This window comes from Paraburkholderia sp. CHISQ3 (genome assembly GCF_030464945.1).
Lineage (GTDB): Bacteria > Pseudomonadota > Gammaproteobacteria > Burkholderiales > Burkholderiaceae > Paraburkholderia > Paraburkholderia megapolitana.
The window spans coordinates 241,863-260,185 of sequence record NZ_JALPRG010000009.1; the positions used below are offsets into that span (position 1 = coordinate 241,863).

Sequence of the window (18,323 nt, forward strand, 5' to 3'; positions counted from 1 at the left end):
AACGATGGCGAAGCGCCTCGGTCCATCTGCGTCTGTGGGATGCGGCAACAGTGGGTTCATGCGGGCGAGCAAGTTGGGCGCATTGCCTGAAGCGCCTGACGGTAGGAAAAGGATGCTCAGATGAGAGACGGGGACCTGTCCGCTAAAGCGACGTAGTGTAGATCTCCAGCGGATTATTTAAGTTACCGCGTTCATTACCTTCGCTTACGCCACCGATACATGGACGGCAGCGTGCCTAAGCCATGCTGCCGTCCATGCGCTTGCCTAGAACTTGTGACGAATACCCAGACTGATGATTTCCTGCGTAGAGGTCCCCGCGACCCCATACGATCCTATCGACGCCTCGGCACTGCTCACCGTGCCGTCCGCATTCAACTGGTTGCCGCTCGCGTGCTGCCATGCGCCCACCAGATAGACGTCGGTACGCTTCGACAGGTTGTAGTCGGTGCCCAGTGAAATCTGGTTGTAGGTCGCCGCCGTATCGCCACTTGCCTTCGTGTAGCTGTAACCGAGCCCTAAGAGCAGCGCTGGCGTTGCCTGGTAATTCAGGAACGCTTGCCCGGTGTTGAACTTCTCCGTCGCAGCGAAGGCCGACTGGGCATCCGCCTTGTATTGCGAATTGCTGTAGCTCGCGCCGATCGTGTAGGGGCCGGCAACATATTGCGCGGCGACGCGGGCGATATTGATCGACTTCGCCGTCGCATAGCCCGTATTGACCGGCCCGTCGAACGTACCATCCGAGGTCGACGACCAGCCTGTGCGTAGCGCCGCCGTGGTGCTGGCGTTGTCGGCGACGTAGTAGCCGGCCGACACCGCGATCGGACCGTTGGCATAGGCCGCCGCCAGCGACCATGTCTGGCCGGAGCCGGTCTGGCCGGCAACGCCGCCCAACGCGTACATGCCTTCGACCTGCAATCCGCCAAACAGAGGCGACACGTACTTGACTGCATTGTTGGTACGCGAGCTATTGTCGTAGTTGTCGACGTCGCCGGCAGTCGCAAACGTGCTGCCGAAGTAGTTGTCCGCCGTGATGCCCTGGACCAGGTCGACGAGCGGATCGTACTGGCGACCTAGCGTGAACGTACCGTATCGATCGCTCTGCAATCCGACGTACGCCTGACGGCCGAACTCCGACGTGGTGCCGTTATAGCTGCCCATCTTGCCGTTGTTGACGTTGAAACCGTCTTCCAGCTGGAAGATCGCTTTCAGGCCGCCGCCTAAGTCCTCCGAGCCCTTGAGACCCCAGCGGCTCCCCGACAGATTGCCCGAGTAGAGCCCGACCTGGTTCGTGCCGGTTGGCGTGGCGTTATGGGTGTACTGAATCGACTCGTCGATTACGCCGTACAGAGTGACGCTGTTCTGCGCGTGAGCCACTCCGATTGTGGCTCCCAGCAGCGCCAGGGTAATGGCGGACTTTTTCATTCCGGACTCTCCAAAGATACTGTTGAATAACGCGCGGCGCGCTTGCCGACGAATCGGCTACGAAACGGATTCGTCGGAGCATGCGCGCATCGCTTTGCTTTGATATCCGGTCGGTCGACTGGCCAACATCGGCCGGATGTCGCCATTAGGTCACAGCGCGTGTGGTCATCTGTTGGCAACGGACCACAGGCGCACTTACCACGCGTTGCATTCGCCTCGGTGCGTAATACGAGCGGTTTTGCGTGGGGTTTAGTGCGGCAATGGAGACTGGAACACGCGTGCCTTAGTAGGCTTGTGTTTGTGGCAAACCGGGCGGGAGGAACTGGTTCGTTCCGCACGCAGACCATCGGATCGACTTTGCGTCCGGTTGTGACGCGCCGTCATGCGATGAAAGACCTTGCAATGGGTTCGACACGTTGGGCGAATGCGCGCTCGATGCGGATTAACGTCTGTTCAGACGCGCCTTAACCGGGACGAGATGCAATGCGACGACTGCACGGAATGTTTGCAACCGATGGAGGGATTTGCAGCGGGGTTTGATGCGGGACGATCGGGTAACGCGTAAGCGACACGTTACCGGCAACACTTAGATAGGAGGGCGCTCCGTGCGCGGTAGCGCATCGGTGCAGCCCTCTCGCGTATTTACGCGTTACGCCGCAGCCGATGACGCTACCGGTGCCTTCTTCGCTGCCGCTTTCCTGCCAGCCGTCTTTCTGGTTGCCTTCTTCGCCGCCTTTTTGACCGGCGCAGTTTTGGCGCTTACTGCCTTTTTAGCCGCGGCCTTCCTGCCTGCTTTCTTCGCTCCGCGGGCACCTTTTACGGCCGCCTTAACCGTGCTCGCCGCGCTATCCACCGCGCCTGCGATCAGAAACTTCGAACGATCCTTAACGTCCTTGATCCATGCCGGCGGGCGGGCGTGGCCGCTCCATGTTTCGCCGGTCTTCAGATTCAAATATTTCGGCGGGAGTTTTCCCTTTTTGGTGGCGACCTTGACGCGTTTGCCCGTTACGCCTTTTGCGGCATTCGCCGCTTTACGGGTACCTTCGCGTCGTGCCTTTGCGCGAGCTTCGATATCTTCGGTGGTCAAACCATGCTTGATCATCAACGTGCGGATCTGATCGACTGCGGCTTGCGCGCGCTTCGCAAGGATCTTTTCTGCTTGCGCCTGTAGCTTTTTCATACGCGCCTGAATCTGTTCGAGCGTAGCCATATGGACCTCCCAGTGAGTTATGTAGGGGCACTATGCCATGAATGGCAAAACCAAAGCTAGACTTTGAGCAATTAACCAGCCTGCTTTGCAACAGTCGATCTTCACTGGGATAGGTGTGTCATTGAATCCAACGCATGCCTTAGCCGTGACGATCTCGAGATCCATTCGTCCTGCAAAACGCATATAACGTAGCGCGCGACATTCGATCCTATTTTTAGCTTTAGCGACGACTAGAACCCGGCATGCATCAGAAATCGACCCGCGCGCTCAGGATGAACTCACGCGATGGGCCAATCGTGACGAACGGCGTGCCAGTACAGCAGCTCGACGTGTAGTAGGTCGAATTGAAGACGTTCTTTGCGTTGAACTGCCAGGCAATGTTCTGACCGACGATTCGCGAATCCCACGCGATAAACGCATCGGCGACGCGCCCCCAAGGCATGTGATAGACCTTGCCGGTGCCGTCGCCGACTGGCAGCGTGCTAAATACCCGGCCGCCCGCACCGGCGCGCAGCCTGCCGCTCACGGGCGCCGCACCGATCACGCCGAAATCGTGTGTCAGATACAGCGCTGCTTCGTGCTTCGGCGCATTGGGCAAAGGGTTGCCCGCAAGTTTCGGATCGTCCTGATAGCGGGCCTCGGTATACGCATAGCTACCGATCGCGCTCCACGTATCGCTTAGCTTTCCGTTCACTTCGAGTTCGACGCCACGCGAATGGGCGCGACCCGCGTTGCGCGTGTAGTTGATTCCACCGATGGTTTCGGTAGTCTGGATGTTGCGCTTGCGAATATCGAACAGCGCAAGCGTCGCGGTCAGATTGTGCGCCACGTACTTCGAACCGATCTCCCAGGCTTTGGCCTGCTCGGGCGGCAATTCGCCGATCGGTTGCGCGATCGATGTATTCGGGCGGAACGATTCGCTATAGCTGGCATACAGCGACCACTGCGGATCGATCTTGAAGACGACGCCCGCGCGCGGAACCACCTTGCTCGCATTAACGTTGGTGCCCACGACGAACGGTCGCCCCTTGCCGGTCATTTCGCTAAACGACTCGTAGCGCAGGCCGCCCAGCACGATCCAGCGGTCGCTGAGGTGTATCGCATCCTGAATGAACGCGCCGCGCGAAATGAGCTTGTCGGTCTGGTCGCTATCGGCCGGCGAGAGCGTGCTGATCTGCGGCAGCAAACCGTATACCGGCGCGTACAGGTTAAAACCCGAATTGTTCCTGCCGCGGTACAGATCGCCCAGCACGCGATAGCTGCGCATATAGTCGACGCCCGCGAGCACATCGTTCTGCAAGCCGGCAATCTGCACCTTGCCCTCGAGGTTCAAGGTCAGATTGTGCGTGGTCTGCGTACCGTTCTGCGTCGCGTCCACACGCCGGGTCAACACGCCGGTGTTGAAGTTCGCGCTCATTACACGCGCTTGCCAGTCGTTGTAGTACGTTCGATTGAAACCGTACCCGGCATGCACGGTCCAGTTGCTGTCCAGCTTGTGATCGATGCGCAGATTGAGCGCATCCGAACGACCCGCCGACACGTTGTAGCGCTCGTCGAGACGTTCCTCGTTCGGTATCGCAACCGGGTTGCCGGTACGTGTGTCGATGATCGTGCCGCGATCGAACGGCACCGCGTAGCTCATGTGTTCATACGCGAGCAGCACGGTGGTGTCGCGACCGTACCAGGCGACTGACGGCGCAATCACGTCCTGGCGCGTCTCGCCGAAGTCGCGCCAATAGTCGGTGCGGCGATGGTCGGCAATGAAGCGATACGCGAGACCCGACGAACCGATCGGGCCGGTCAGATCGATCTGCGCGCCGCCGCCACCGTAGCTACTGCCGGATCCTGTGACAGAACGCGCAGCCTCGAGCTGCGGTTTTTTCGTCACGACGTTGATGATGCCGCCAGGATCCTGGATGCCGTACAGCATCGATGCCGGACCCTTGAGTACTTCGATGCGCTCGGTGGTCGGTGTGAAATTGCGTGGCTGAACGGATTGCATGCCGTCGCGCAGAATCGAATTGTCGCGGTTGTCGCCGAAACCGCGCTTGACGATCGCATCGAGTGATGCCGGCCAGCGTATTGCCCATGCGGACACCGGGTACCGCCGATAACGCGTCGGCGAGACTGTCGGGCGCGCGATCGCTGATCGATTGCTGGGTCACGACGTTGACGGCCTGCGGCACGTCGATCAACGGCGTATCGGTGCGCGTCGCAACCGATGCACGGCGCGGCTGGTAACCCACTTCATCGATTGGCTTCGTGCTGTTGACGGTGACCGCCGGCAGCGTACCCCGGTCGCTGGCGACGGTATCTATCGCGCTGTCCTGCTCGACCGCTTCGCACGCTCCCGCCACGAGCAACCCGTGCGAGAGGATCAACGACCCCAAAACAATCCCCCGACGCCCACTGCGCCGCTGACAGCCTTTCATCCTCACACCCCGTAGCCATACGATTAGCTTTCGACGGGGCGGATAATATCGATAATGAGAACCATTCGCAACTGCAAATTATTCTTTCCGCATGTGTGCGAACGATTCGGACAAGCTCTTTCGATGCCGCAACACGACCGCTGCGTACTATATAGAGCAGCAAAGCAAACCCATCAGACACCCCACGCAGCGCGCACACGGCTACGAATATCGGCAAGCCGCGACACCGGTTCGTTGGAAAACACGAAGCGCAGATAGCGGCCGGCTTCGGGCCCCCAACCCGTCATCGGCGTGGCCGCCACTTCACCGAACTCGAACAGCCGCCGCGATGCTTCCGGCGAGGTGAAGCCCAGTTGCTCCGTATCGATCAACAGCGACCAGCCGCCGTCGGGTCGCACGAGCGGCAGGTCGTGCAGTTCACGCAACAGGAAGTCGCGCCTCGCCTGCCACTCGGCCACCGCCTGCGCAACGCCGTCATCCGCCGACGTCAATGCAGCCGTCGCGCCCGGCATACCAATGCCGACCTGGCACACGACGTTGCAAAGACTCGTCAGGCGAACATCGGCCATGATCGCTTCGGGCCCAACGATCCAGCCGACCCGCCAGCCGATCATCCGGTATTCCTTCGATACCGAGCCGACCGTGATGGTCCGCTCGCGCATCTCCGGCAACGACGCCGGATGAATGATTGCGCGCCCATCGAAGACAATGCGCTCCATCGCGGCGTCGTAGACGAGCCATGCGTTCGTGCGCCGGCAGTACTGGGCGATCGCGTCCCACTCGGCACGATTGGCGACGAAGTCGGTCGGCATCGACGGCGACATCACGAGCAGTGCGCGGGTGCGCGGACCGACCGCCGCGGCAAGGCTGTCGAGGTCGAGCCGCCAGCCATCGGCTCCCGGAATGAGTCGCGCGAAACGCGGCTCGCCGCCGGCAAGCCGCACACGATTGATCAGCCCGGCGTAAGTCGGGTCGGTCAGCACGACCTCATCGCCGGGCTCGAGAATGGACAGCAGCACGTTGAGAACGCCAGCCATACCGCCCGCGGAAATCACGCATTCGCGTCCGGCGTCATACTCGACGCCGGCACTGCGTGCAATCCGCGCGACAACCGCCTCGCGCAGCGCCCGCTGACCGATGAACGGCAGATAACTGTTTGCGTCGTCGTCCTCGACGGCCTCGTGCGTGCGCCGGATCGCGTCGGCGGGCGGCCGCAGGTCGGTGTCGAGATTCTCGAGCCTTAGAATGTTGTGATTGTTCGTCGCATCGGCTGCATCGCCCATCTTGTCGACACCGATACCGGGAATATTTCTCAATCTAGATACCGTCATAACAACCTCCTCACTTGTTTTAATATATTAAGATGAAGAAGTCAGCCGACGCAAAAGTTTTCTCCGAGTCGCTGTCCGAACGTTTGCGCGAGCGCATCCTGCGCGGCGAACTGGCGCCCGGCACACAGTTGCGTCAGGACCGGATCGCCGAGGAATTCGGCACGAGCCACATCCCGGTACGCGAAGCGTTCATCCAGCTCGAGGCCCGCGGCTTCGTCACGATCGTGCCGAATCGCGGCGCGTTCGTCTCGTCGATGACCCGTGATGAAGCGGAGGAATTGCAGGCCATGCGCGTCGCGCTCGAACTGCTCGCGCTCGACGCCGCGCTCGACGCGTTCACTGCCGCCGACGTCGCGACGGCCCGCGCGGCGCTCGATCAGGACGCGCACGCCACCGAGGTGGACCAATGGTCAAAGGACAACTGGGCGTTTCATCGCGCGATCTATGCCCCGAGTGACAAACGGCATTTGATGGAAGCGCTGGAATCGCTGTGGCAGAAGGCCGATCGGTATCTGCGGCTGGTCTGGCAACTGGCCGCGTATCAGGACACGTCGTTTGCGGAGCACACGCGCATTCTCGAAGCGATCGAAGCGAAGGATCGACGTCTCGCCAAACGTCTGACGAAAGAACACATCACCGAGGCAGGTGTCGTGATGATCGAAGCGCTGCATGCGCATCGTTCGAAGTAGAAGCTTGTGTTGCAGCGTTGGGAAGCCGTCGATTACACGCTGCCCAGATCGAGCAGCTCCATCTGCCGCGGCGCGATCGAACGTGGCCGTTCTAACGCAAGCAACGCCTCCTTCCGATGCAGACCGCCCGCATAGCCCGTGAGATCGCCCGCACTCGACACCACGCGATGACACGGCACGACAATCGAAATCGGGTTACGTCCATTTGCGGCACCGACCGCACGCGCACTGCCCGCCGCGAGGCCGAGACGCTGCGCAATACGCCCATAACTGTCGATTTCACCAAACGGAATCTTCACGAGCTGATCCCACACGCTGCGTTGAAACGCGGTCCCGACAGGACGTAGGCGCAGCGTGAAACGTTCGCGCTCGCCCGCGAAATATTCGTCGAGTTGTTGCTGGGCTTCGCGCAGAACACGCGGCGCATCGGCAATCGAATAGCCATGCGCGGATGCATCGGCGGAAGGGAAATATTTCTGGCCGACGAAGAAGACACCGGTCAGCGCGTCGTCTTCGGCGCGCAGCAGAATCTCGCCGAGCGGGCCCGGTATCAGTGTGCAGTACTTCATGCGGCGCTCGCCTCCTGTCCCGCTGCATACGCAAAATGTTGAGCTGCATAGGCGCGCCACGGCGCCCAGCATGCGCCGTCGTCGGGTGCCATCTGTGCGATCAACGGATCGCCGAGCGGATAGGCGTTAGGCCAACCAAGCGCGCGCATCGCCACATATTGAACCGACCATTCGTCGAGACCGATCACGTCGCGCAAATGCGCGAGCGTTTCGTCGAGTGGCGTAAAAAGTTCGAGAAACACGCGTTGCTGTACGACCTCGTCGGCTAGCTTCAAGAGACACGTCACACCGCGCAACGGCAAACCCGTCGCACGCAGCGTCTGCACCGACACGCCGGTCAACGCATGCGCCGACGGAAACGCCGTGCGCAATCCATCGGGCGCCTGCGCGACCGGCGTGCCAAACGCATCCGCGATACGTTGCAGCCAGGCATGTGCGTCGGCGTGCGGCCAGTGACGCAGCGCAATCGCCCGCACACCGGTTTCGAAACCGTCGAACGCACCCGGCACACGCATGCCGGGCAGCGCCGCGGCCAACGCACCGAGGCGCGCATCGATCAGATCCGGCCGGCAATCGAGATCGAAGAATCGCCGCACCTGCGCAAGCAGCGACGGCACGACCGGCGTCAGCGACGACGACAGCGTAATGCGCAGCGCGAGCCGCTGCGGCAGATGGTCCGCGCGCAGCCAGCCGGTTACGCGCGTACCGTCGTGCGGCACCTCGATCGCACGCGTATAGCTGTCGTGCGTCACGCGCTCGACACCGCTAATCGCCTGACCGGTGAGGGAATACAGGAGCGCGTCCCACGCAAACGGCGGCCGGTACGGCAAGTCGAGCGTGAGCGTATCGGCAGTGGCGGCGCGCGCGGCGTCGGTGGCATGTTTGCGCACGCGAGCCGGGGTGAAACCGTAGCGACGGCTAAACAGATCGTTAAAGCGCCGCACGCTGCCGAACCCCGCCGTCAAGGCGACCTGCGCAGCCGGCAAGGTCGTGTCCGCCAGCAGACGCTTGGCCATCAACAGACGCTGCGTTTGTGCGTAGTCGATCGGCGACACGCCGAATTCCGCCTCGAAGATGCGCCGCAAATGCCGCGTGCTGACGCCGACACGTGCCGCTAGCGCGGAAAGATTCGCATCGTTGAGAAAGCCCGCGCCGATCAGCGCGGCCGCGGCCTGGGCCAGCCGACGCGAAACATCGAGCAGCCCGTGGCCGGGCGCAAGTTCCGGGCGACAGCGCAGGCAAGGCCGGAAACCGGCCTGTTCCGCCGCAGCGGCGTTCGCATAGAAACGGCAATTCGCGAGCTTCGGCGAGCGCACCGGACAAACCGGCCGGCAGTAAATACCCGTCGACGTCACCGCCACGAAGAACCAGCCGTCGAAGCGCCGGTCGCGCGCCAGCACGGCTTCATAACAGGAATCGCGATCGAAGGTCATGGCATTACTCTAGCGCAGGCCGCCGCTGAACTCTGGCCGGAATCGGACATGAGCATGCAGCGGCAGTCGAAGCCGTAGGGTTTGCGCGCTGGGCACGCCGCGCTCGCAGCGTTTCCTCTGACAGTTGCGCTGTCGCGCGCAGACGGTCTTCGTAGTCGGCGCGCTGCGACATCGCGCTCGTGCCCGTTCCCTACGAATTCTTTCTGTCCGCTAACACTTTGGCACACGAGCACTGCGCACTTTCCCGCTCAGCCTTAATACACGGGTACGACACAGGCATGACACCGGCGGCCCGCGCGATGCACCGCGCCAGGGCACGTAAAAAGGCAGTCGTCGAAATGGCGAGTCGCGTTAAACTGGCTCCCACTACTCTGCGGCAGGTCAGGCGCGCAGTGGCGCAAATCGCCGGATACGTACGCCGGTATGAGCGCCACGCGACAAACAGCGCGTGCACCAGCCCGTAAAATGGTTCGATCCAACAATGAAACGAGGACACTCGATGCGCACTACCGGGTCTTCCGGGTCCATGGCCCTGCTCACCGAATTCGACGATGCGACGGCGCGCGAACTTCGTTCGCTGCGTCTCGAATCGACAGAAGACGGTAAAGGCATTCTTCTGGTCGAAGTCGACGAGCGCAAGCCCGGCATTCATCGCGAAGTGCGCTACGAAATTACACCCGCGGAACTGATCGCCGCGATCCGCGCCCACGGCGCCGAATTGCCCGGCGAACAGCACAACCACCGTCAGTGACACGATAAGCGGCAGCGTGCGGCCGGTGCCGTATCGCTGCCGTATCCGATTCCCTCGCTGCTGTCTTTCCCGCGATTCGTAGTGCGCCCAGCCGGACGCTTGACCGGCTATCCGGGCCGCGCGACACCAGGTGGCGCGCGCAGCCGTCCGCATATCTCAGTCGTCTTCGCAGTTGCCATCACAGCGCGCATTCCAGAAGGCTTGCACGTCTCTAAAATGCGTCCATAATCGTTGGGTTACCGTCAGATCGCAGCCTGCAAGGCCGCCAAGTAAGCCGATGCTACATGACCTCGTTGAGCAATACGGACCTGCACTGGTGTTCGCCAATGTGCTCGCCGCTTCGCTCGGATTACCCGTGCCCGCCCTCCCCACCATCGTCCTGTTCGGGGCGATGGCGGCGCTTCATCCCGGTTCCATCGGTACGCAGTTGGGACCGGTGCTCGTGCTGTCGGTGTTCGCGACATTGATCGGCGACAGCGTCTGGTTTTTCGCCGGGCGCGTGTACGGCGGCAATACGCTGAAAACCATCTGCAAACTGTCGCTGTCGCGCGATACCTGTGTGAAGAAAACCGAGCGCTTTTTCGGCCGCTGGGGCGTGCGCGTGCTCGCCGTGGCGAAGTTCGTGCCGGGCCTGTCGATCGTGTCGATTCCGATGGCCGGCGCGATGGGCACGTCCTACCGTGCGTTTCTCGGTTATGACGGCATCGGTGCTGCGCTATGGGCCGGCGTCGGTCTCGTGATCGGCGTACTATTCGCGCCGCAGATCGACATGCTGTTCGCAGGCGCGAGCCGCCTCGGCCGGATGACCGCGGCGGTGGTCGTCGTTCTGCTGCTGCTCTATGCGAGTTATCGCTGGTATCGCCGCCGGCAACTGATCAAGAAACTCGCCACGGCGCGCATCGGCGTCGACGAGCTGTATCAGTTGATGCTTGCGAAGGCGCCACCCATCGTGGTGTTCGATATCCGTTCGCACGAAAAGCGCAAGCTCGATCCGTTCGTGATTCCGGGCTCGCTGTACGCGGACGAACGGCAGCTCGACGAGATCGTCGCGAAGTATCCGCACGACCAGAAGCTCGTCATCTATTGCTCGTGTCCGAACGAAATTTCTGCGGCGTGGATGGCCAAGCAGCTTACCGAAGCAGGTTTCAGCGACGTGGTCCCGCTGGCGGGCGGTCTCGACGCCTGGCGCGACGCGGGCTGCGAACTCGAAGCGATCGTTGAGGAAGCGCAGCATCACGTCGAGGCGCATATCGCGCCGAACGCGGTCTAGTACCACTGCCGCGGCCGTCCCTCACGGCGCGCGGAAGGTGAAGGAGTCATTCGATGGGGTCGATTCAGGCAGTAGAAGTGCAACCGGACGTCGTCGCCGACGCGCCGTTCTCGACGCTGTCCACGCGGCGTCACCAGATGTTCCCGAAGCTCACCGCCGAAGAGATCGAGCGCATGCGCCGCTTCGGCGAACTGCATCACTGGCAGCCCGGCGATCTGCTGTTCGAAACCGGCCTGCCCGGTCCCGGCATGTTCGTGATGCTGTCGGGCGCGGTCAAGGTTTATCAGCGCGATGGGCTCGGGCGCGAGCACATCATCACCGAGCACACTCGGGGCGACTTCATGGCCGAAGTCGGCCAGTTGTCCGGGCGGCCGGCGCTCGTCAACGGTGTCGCACTCGAACCGGTCGATTGCCTGTTGATCGCACCGGAGCGGCTGCGCGCACTGATCATCGCCGAGGCCGACCTGGGCGAGCGCATCATGCGCGCGCTGATCCTGCGCCGCGTGTCGCTGATCGAAAAAGGCGCGGGCGGCCCGATTCTGGTCGGCAAGCGCAACGACTCGCGGCTCGTCGCGCTGCAAGGCTTCCTGTCGCGCAACGGTCATCCGCATTCGGTCATCGACGAAAGCGACGAAGACGCGCTGGGTCTGATCGAACAGTACGCAGCGCGCCTTGAAGACCTGCCGCTCGTCATCTGCCCGGATGGCTCGGTGCTGCGTCGACCGAGCGATCCCGAACTCGCGACATGCCTCGGCCTGCTGCCCGATCTCGACAACTCGCATGTGTACGACGTTGCGATTGTCGGCGCTGGACCTGCCGGGCTCGCGACAGCCGTTTATGCAGCCTCGGAAGGACTGTCGGTGATCGTGCTCGATAGCCGCGCGCCTGGCGGCCAGGCCGGCGCCAGTTCGCGGATCGAAAACTACCTCGGCTTTCCGACTGGCATCACAGGTCAGGCACTCGCGGGCCGTGCATTCGTGCAGGCGCAGAAGTTCGGCGCGCACGTCGCGATTCCGGTCAGGGTGAAGACGCTGCATTGCGAGGAAATGCCGCATCGGCTGGAGCTGAAGTGCGGCGGCAGCATCACCGCGCATGCGATCGTGATTGCGAGCGGCGCGGTTTACCGGCGGCCCGAGATCGAAGGGCTCGAGCGTTTTGATGGACGCGGGGTGTACTACTGGGCATCGCCGGTCGAAGCGAAGCTGTGCAAGCACGAGGAAATCGTGCTGGTGGGCGGCGGCAATTCGGCGGGACAGGCGATCGTCTATCTCGCGACGCACGCGGCACGCGTGCACGTGCTGATTCGCCGCAGCGGGTTCGAAGCGACGATGTCGCGCTATCTGATCGATCGCATCAAGTCGCTGCCCAACGTGATCGTTCATCCGTATTCGGAGATCGCGCGGATCGACGGCGACGACAGCGGTATGACGACGGTGGGACTCAAGAAGCCGCTCGCGGACGGCACTGACCATTTCGACACGCGGCATCTGTTCCTCTTCACCGGCGCCGATCCGAATACCGACTGGCTGCGCACCTGCGGCGTGCAGCTCGATCAGAAAGGTTTTGTGCTGACCGGCATCGACGGTGTCAATCCGGTGTGCGGGCTCGGTACTAGCGTCGAGGGTGTGTTCGCGATTGGCGATGCGCGTGCTGGATCGACCAAGCGTGTGGCAGCGGCTGTCGGCGAAGGTGCTGCGGTCGTGTCGCAGATTCACCAGATGCTCGCCGCCACTTCCGGCGAGGCGGTAGCGCTCGGCGCATAACAGCGCTTTCGTAGCCTGGCACACCAGCCGGCCTTGCACGACGATGCGAGGGCCGGTCGGTGTGCAGCAACAACTTTACTTCAGACGTTCCGCGAAATCGGCAATACGGTCCATCCCCTTGCCGATCGTCTCGTGTCCAAGCGCGATGGACATGCGGATGAAGGGCCCCGCTCCGAATACTTCACCCGGCACCGTAGCGACATCGGCCTCTTCAAGCAGTGCCTCGACAACCGCCACGTCGCTCGTCAACACACGGCCGCCACGCGTAACCCTCCCGATCCATCCTGCGCAATCGACCAGCACATAGAACGTACCGGCAGGCTTGATCGCCTTCAGACCGGGGATCTGCGCGAGGCGTTGCAATGCGAAGTCGCGGCGCTCCTGGAACGTCTTGCGGTTGCGCTCGATATGTGACTGATCGCCTTCGAGCGCTTCGATGGCCGCCGCCTGGGCCACGCTATTGGGCGAGCCGGTGATCGTGCTCAAAAGATCGCCAATCGACTTCATCACCGGTTGCGGGCCAGCCGCAAATCCCAGGCGCCAGCCTGTCATCGCATAGCCTTTCGAGAAACCATTGATCGTGATGATCTGCCCCGCGAGTTTCGGCATGGCTTCGACAAAAGTGACTGTGCGCTGCTCGTCGTAGTAGAGATGCTCGTACAGTTCGTCCGTGATGATCCAGACGTCCGGATAGTCCTTCAGCACCTCACCGAGCGCCTGAATTTCCTCGCGTGTGTAGATCGCGCCGCTCGGATTCGTCGGCGAGTTGAAGATGAGCGCGCGGGTACGTCTGGTCAGCGCGGCCGCGAGTTTTTCGGGCGTGAGCTTGAAGCCCGATGCCGCGTCGGACGCTACAAAGACAGGCGTACCACCGGCGATCTGCACATGGTCCGGATAGGTGACCCAGTACGGCGCGGGGATGATGACTTCGTCGCCGGGGTTGACGGTGCACATGATGGCGGCCAGCAAGATGACCTTGGCACCGGAACCGATGACGATCTGACCCGGCTCGTACTGCGCGTGGTTCTCGCGCAGCAGCTTGTTCGCCACCGCTTTCTTCAGCGGACCGAAGCCATCCGCTGCCGTGTACTTCGTGAAGTTGCCGTTGATGGCCGCGATCCCGGCCGCCTTGATGTTTTCAGCGGTGTGGAAATCGGGCTCGCCGAGGCTAAAAGGCACGATGTCTCGTCCGGCGCGCGTGAGTTCGGCGGCTCGCACGTTCATTGCGATCGTCGGTGACGGACGGATTTCGTTAACCCTGTTAGCGATGCTCGGCATGTCTGACTCCGCTTGTTATGAGTGTTTGATGTTTATCGGTTTATCGAAAATCTGGATGCAGCGTTTGCTTCGACGGCGATGAGGTCGTGCCGCAACCGTCGAATATCGGTGCTTATACTCCGGCGCGCCTGAATGCGGCCTCTACAAACCCGGACGACTTCGCCTGTTCGAGGAAATCGCTTGCTGCGTCCAGCGCGACAGGCTTCCCTTTCGGCACGGCAATGGCTACCTTGATCGCATGGAAAGCGCCATCGAGCACCCTGGAACCTGGAAAGCGCGTCTGATAACGCTCAAGCACATCGCGTGAGAGAGCCACGGCGTCGGCGTCGCCCGCCTTCAACAACTCGAGGGCCGCGCTGACCGAACTCACTGCCTTGAACTGCGCCGCGGGCAACGCCTTTTGCGCGGCCCGGATGGTGGTGGTTTCAGCGAGGCCGACAACCGTCATCCGGGCATCGTCGAGCGCCGCGAAGTCGGGCACGACGGCTGCATCGCGCACGAGGCAGGTGCTCTCGACGACGTAGTATTCCGGTCCAAAATTCACGCGCTTCCTGCGCTCATCGTCGACCGGCATAAATGCGACGTCGAGTTGCCCTTGCTCGAGGGCATCGACGAGCTGGCCGGAACCGGAGAAACCGAGCACTTCGCCCGGTACGTTCAGCCTCCTCGCGAACTCGTTTGCCAGGTCGACCGTCACGCCATGCAGACCGCCATCAGCGGTTCGAAGCGCGAAAAATGCCGAGGGCTCGGGCGCATACACCACGCCGACACGCAGCACACCCGTTGGCGTGAGTTCGCTGCGTCCAGACTCGCTAGTGAAGCTGCCCTGCAAGTTGCCCATCTGCGTCGCTCCTCGTGTCTTCGTAGTCTTCGTGCGCGCCTCCGCGAGACCTCAGTATCCAACAGCTTGAAGAGTTAGCAAAACGGGATAAACTTAACAAATTATTAAGATTTTCTTTTTAACATGAAGAAACTCGATCTCGACGTGCTGGAGATGGTGGTGACAGTCGCCGACGTGGGCTCGTTTGCGCGCGCCGCCGAACTTATCCATCGGTCGTCTTCGGCTGTCAGCCAGCAGGTCAAAACGCTCGAAGACGCACTGGGCAAGCCGATCTTCACGCGAACCACGCGCAACGTCACGCTCACGCACGACGGCAGCGTGCTGGTCGAATACGGCCGCAAGATGCTTGCGATGCGCGCGGAAGCGTGGGCGACGGTGGTGCGGCCGGAGGTACGCGGCAGCGTGACGATCGGTGTGCCCGATGACTACGCTTCGTCATTGCTGCCGCCGGTGCTGCGTCGCTTCGCGGTGGCGCATCCGCGCGTGGAGATTCGCGTGATCGGCATGCAAACCACCGCACTCGTGCCCTTGCTGAAGGACAACACGCTTGACCTCGCATGCTTCACACGACCGAAAGGCATCGTGTGCGAGAAGATTCGCAATGAACCGATGGTGTGGGCCGCGGCCCGCGGTTTTCGCTCGGTGTGGACGGACCGCCCGCTTCCGCTGGCCGTGTTCGAGCACGGCAGCACGGCACGCGCGCATGCCATCCGCGCGCTCGAGAAAGCGCGCATCGAGTACTGGATGTCGTCGGAGAGTCCGAGTCTGCTCGGGCTGCTCTCGGTGGTCGAAGCCGGGCTCGCCATTGCTCCGCTCCCCAAATGCAGCGTGCCGCCGCACCTGCTTCATCTGGGCGAAGCCGAAGGTTTGCCGCCTCTGGAGGATGTCGAGATCGTCCTTGCCCGGAGCGCGCGGTCGGCCCGCCCGCCCTGCGATTTCCTCGCCGAACAATTGATGCGGGACCTTCGTTCGTGAGCACGATGTCTGCGCGAACGCGTGGCGATCTAGTCGCACGCGGCCCATCGCACACGCGCCGTTCACGCTAAAGTAACGCTTGTCCCGCACGGCAACCGGCCCACCGCCGGCGCCGCCGCATCCGTCAACCACCGATCGCCCGCGTGAACACTCTTCCTCTCTCCGCCGCCCGCACGCTGCATCTCGCCGCCCAGGGCCTGCTAACGCCGCCGCGCCGCAAGGCGACCAAGCCCGACGTACTCGCCGCGATCCGGCAGATGGCGCAACTGCAGATCGACACGATTCACGTCGTCGCGCGCAGCCCCTACCTCGTGCTGTTCAGCCGGCTCGGGCCGTATCTGCCGCAGTGGCTCGACGAACATCTCGCTGAAGGCAACCTGTTCGAATACTGGTCGCATGAAGCGTGTTTCGTGCCGATCGAGGACTACGGTCTGCTACGTCACCGGATGCTCGATCCGTCCGGGATGGGCTGGAAGTACGCCGCCGACTGGCACAAGAAGTACCGGCGCGACATCGCAAAGCTGCTCGAGCACATTCGCGCAACCGGCCCGGTACGTTCCGCCGATTTCGCGCGCGAGGGCGGCACAGGCGGCGGCTGGTGGGACTGGAAGCCCGAGAAGCGGCATCTCGAAGTGCTGTTCGCAATCGGCCACCTGATGGTCGCGGAGCGGCGCAATTTCCAGCGCGTCTACGACCTCACCGAGCGTGTGCTGCCTGGCTGGGACGACGCACTCCATCTTCAGCCCGTCGACGTCGTCGAGCAAACATTGCTGAACCGCAGTTGTCGCTCGCTGGGCGTGGTTCGCGCCGACTGGGTCGCCGATTACTACCGCTTGCCGCGCCGTCCGTACACCGACGCGCTGCATGCTCTCGCGGATGCGGGCGAGTTGCTGCCGGTGCGTGTCGATGGATGGAAGCAGGATACGTTTGTGCATCGCGAGCTGGCACCGCTCATCGACGATGCAACCAGTGGGCGCCTCGCGTCGACGGTGACGACCGTGCTGTCGCCGTTCGATCCGGTCGTGTGGGATCGCAAGCGGGCGGCCGCGTTGTTCGATTTCGACTATGTGATCGAGTGCTATACGCCTGCTGAGAAGCGCAAGTACGGTTATTTCGTGCTGCCGCTGCTAAGCCGCGGCAAGCTGGTCGGGCGCATCGATGCGAAGGCGCATCGCGCGAGCGGCGTGTTCGAATTGAAGTCGGTGCATCTTGAGGAAGGCGTGCGTGAAAGCGGTCGCCTGATCGCGGATCTGAAACGCGCATTGCAGCGCTGCGCGCAATGGCACGGCACGCCGCAATTGCAGATCACGTCTGCGCCGGCGGCGCTAAAGGCAGCGCTGCTCGCCGACGACGAGAGCGAGTAAGCTGCTGCGTCGTCGCTGATAGCAGACGGTCTACGCACCGCCTGCATGAAGCTCCGGCGTTAAAGCTTCGTGCGCAGTTCGCGTGCGGATTCGAGCAGATCTTCGTAACCGGAGCGCACATGCTCGGGCAGGTCCGGGTCGCCGACCAGCGTGCCCAGGCTTTCGATCAGGCCATACAGAAGACCCTTCGCGGCGCTCGTCGCGATGCTGCCGGACGAAACCAGTTTGTCGATATGAGTGACTGCCGCATCGAGATGTTCGAGATCGGGACGTTCGCCCGCTTCCTGCTTGTCTGGGACATCGCGCGTCATGATGGTACGGCTCTCCTTCCAGGCTGCGTTGAATGGATACGTGATGGTGTTATATACCGATCGCGAGTAGTCGTCCATTCGGCGCATTAGTCCGACGGTTCGTCGAGCGCGATCTTCGTTTCGAATTTCGAGCAGTTCATCGCAAAGTTGCTTTTGAAATTGCGCACGTTGTTGTTCGACGAGAAAACGCGTCGCGTAAACGCGTGATAAGCATCCATCGATGTCGAATTGACAATCAGCATGAAATCGAATTCGCCGGATACTTCGTAGCAGGCCATCACGTCGGCTTCCGCGGCCATTCTCTTTTCGAATGCGCGCAGCAGTGCGTTGTTCTGCCGATCGAGTTCGACGGAGACAAACGCGGTTAGCGCACGGCCCACGCGCATGCGGTCGACGATCGCGACCTGCCGGATCAGCACGCCGTCTGCCTTCAACTGGTTGATACGCCGCTGGCATGTCGCCACCGAGCTATGCACACGCTCCGCCAGCGCGCGCAGCGGCATCGATGCGTCCTCCTGAAGCAGGTTCAGTATCTGCACATCGAGACGATCGAGCGTCATCGCAGCCTCCAGTCCGTGTAATCCGATGAACGGATTTTCCATTCTCGCAGGCAACTGTGCAAAGTTTTCTCATTGATCTGGTATTTGCTGGGAAAACGTCTCATGGACCGCTTTTATACTCGTT

16 protein-coding genes and 1 pseudogene are annotated in these 18,323 nt (G+C 62.0%); 6 read left to right on the plus strand and 11 right to left on the minus strand.

Annotation, left to right across the window (positions count from 1 at the left end):
- Positions 1-264 precede the first annotated feature (264 nt).
- The 5 genes and pseudogenes from M0D65_RS22190 to M0D65_RS22210 all read right to left on the minus strand — a co-directional run bounded on the left by M0D65_RS22190 (position 265) and on the right by M0D65_RS22210 (position 6,395).
- On the minus strand, positions 265-1,422 hold the full coding sequence (locus M0D65_RS22190; protein WP_091012302.1) for a porin: 1,158 nt from the start codon (positions 1,420-1,422) through the stop codon (positions 265-267).
- A gap of 649 nt (positions 1,423-2,071) precedes the next feature.
- Entirely contained in the window at positions 2,072-2,632 is a 561-nt protein-coding gene (locus tag M0D65_RS22195; protein WP_266254582.1) for an H-NS histone family protein, read from the minus strand.
- 247 nt (positions 2,633-2,879) lie between these two features.
- Positions 2,880-4,730, minus strand: a complete 1,851-nt coding sequence (locus M0D65_RS22200) for a TonB-dependent siderophore receptor (RefSeq protein ID WP_266254583.1) — start codon at positions 4,728-4,730, stop codon at positions 2,880-2,882.
- A 37-nt stretch (positions 4,731-4,767) separates the two neighbouring features.
- A pseudogene (locus M0D65_RS22205) lies at positions 4,768-5,064 on the minus strand (hypothetical protein); the annotation flags it as partial.
- A 173-nt stretch (positions 5,065-5,237) separates the two neighbouring features.
- Positions 5,238-6,395 carry a pyridoxal phosphate-dependent aminotransferase gene (locus M0D65_RS22210; protein ID WP_266254584.1) on the minus strand — a complete coding sequence of 386 codons (1,158 nt, stop codon included), beginning with the start codon at positions 6,393-6,395 and terminating at the stop codon, positions 5,238-5,240.
- A gap of 32 nt (positions 6,396-6,427) precedes the next feature.
- On the opposite strand from M0D65_RS22210, the gene M0D65_RS22215 reads away from it, so the two are divergent.
- On the plus strand, positions 6,428-7,084 hold the full coding sequence (locus M0D65_RS22215; protein ID WP_266254585.1) for a GntR family transcriptional regulator: 657 nt from the start codon (positions 6,428-6,430) through the stop codon (positions 7,082-7,084).
- Positions 7,085-7,116: 32 nt separating this feature from the next.
- On the opposite strand, the gene M0D65_RS22220 is transcribed toward M0D65_RS22215, so the two are convergent.
- On the minus strand, positions 7,117-7,653 hold the full coding sequence (locus M0D65_RS22220) for a methylated-DNA--[protein]-cysteine S-methyltransferase (RefSeq protein ID WP_266254586.1): 537 nt from the start codon (positions 7,651-7,653) through the stop codon (positions 7,117-7,119).
- Entirely contained in the window at positions 7,650-9,086 is a 1,437-nt protein-coding gene (locus M0D65_RS22225; RefSeq protein WP_266254587.1) for a DNA-3-methyladenine glycosylase 2 family protein, read from the minus strand. The genes M0D65_RS22220 and M0D65_RS22225 overlap by 4 nt, the downstream gene beginning before the upstream one ends.
- Before the next feature lie 499 nt (positions 9,087-9,585).
- Here M0D65_RS22225 and M0D65_RS22230 point away from each other — a divergent pair, with 499 nt between their 5' ends.
- The 3 genes from M0D65_RS22230 (at position 9,586) to M0D65_RS22240 (ending at position 12,870) form a co-directional block, all read left to right on the plus strand.
- Positions 9,586-9,837: a hypothetical protein gene (locus M0D65_RS22230; protein WP_091012288.1), complete on the plus strand. Its 252-nt coding sequence runs from the start codon at positions 9,586-9,588 to the stop codon at positions 9,835-9,837.
- Between the two features lie 277 nt (positions 9,838-10,114).
- A complete protein-coding gene (locus M0D65_RS22235; RefSeq protein ID WP_091012286.1) occupies positions 10,115-11,107 on the plus strand; it encodes a DedA family protein/thiosulfate sulfurtransferase GlpE in 993 nt (330 codons plus the stop codon).
- A 53-nt stretch (positions 11,108-11,160) separates the two neighbouring features.
- Entirely contained in the window at positions 11,161-12,870 is a 1,710-nt protein-coding gene (locus M0D65_RS22240; RefSeq protein ID WP_266254588.1) for an FAD-dependent oxidoreductase, read from the plus strand.
- Between the two features lie 75 nt (positions 12,871-12,945).
- Here the strand turns inward: M0D65_RS22240 and M0D65_RS22245 are convergent, their stop codons facing one another.
- The gene (locus M0D65_RS22245) at positions 12,946-14,148 is read right to left on the minus strand and encodes a pyridoxal phosphate-dependent aminotransferase (RefSeq protein ID WP_266254589.1); all 1,203 of its coding nucleotides are present in this window, start codon (positions 14,146-14,148) and stop codon (positions 12,946-12,948) included.
- A 112-nt stretch (positions 14,149-14,260) separates the two neighbouring features.
- On the minus strand, positions 14,261-14,989 hold the full coding sequence (locus tag M0D65_RS22250) for a transporter substrate-binding domain-containing protein (RefSeq protein WP_266254590.1): 729 nt from the start codon (positions 14,987-14,989) through the stop codon (positions 14,261-14,263).
- Positions 14,990-15,112: 123 nt separating this feature from the next.
- Here M0D65_RS22250 and M0D65_RS22255 point away from each other — a divergent pair, with 123 nt between their 5' ends.
- On the plus strand, positions 15,113-15,964 hold the full coding sequence (locus M0D65_RS22255; RefSeq protein ID WP_091012278.1) for a LysR substrate-binding domain-containing protein: 852 nt from the start codon (positions 15,113-15,115) through the stop codon (positions 15,962-15,964).
- A gap of 143 nt (positions 15,965-16,107) precedes the next feature.
- Positions 16,108-17,328, plus strand: coding sequence for a winged helix-turn-helix domain-containing protein (locus tag M0D65_RS22260; RefSeq protein ID WP_266254591.1), 1,221 nt, complete (start codon positions 16,108-16,110; stop codon positions 17,326-17,328).
- 59 nt (positions 17,329-17,387) lie between these two features.
- On the opposite strand, the gene M0D65_RS22265 is transcribed toward M0D65_RS22260, so the two are convergent.
- Positions 17,388-17,639, minus strand: a complete 252-nt coding sequence (locus M0D65_RS22265) for a hypothetical protein (RefSeq protein ID WP_266254592.1) — start codon at positions 17,637-17,639, stop codon at positions 17,388-17,390.
- A gap of 86 nt (positions 17,640-17,725) precedes the next feature.
- A complete protein-coding gene (locus M0D65_RS22270; protein WP_091012851.1) occupies positions 17,726-18,199 on the minus strand; it encodes an Lrp/AsnC family transcriptional regulator in 474 nt (157 codons plus the stop codon).
- Positions 18,200-18,323: the final 124 nt, after the last annotated feature.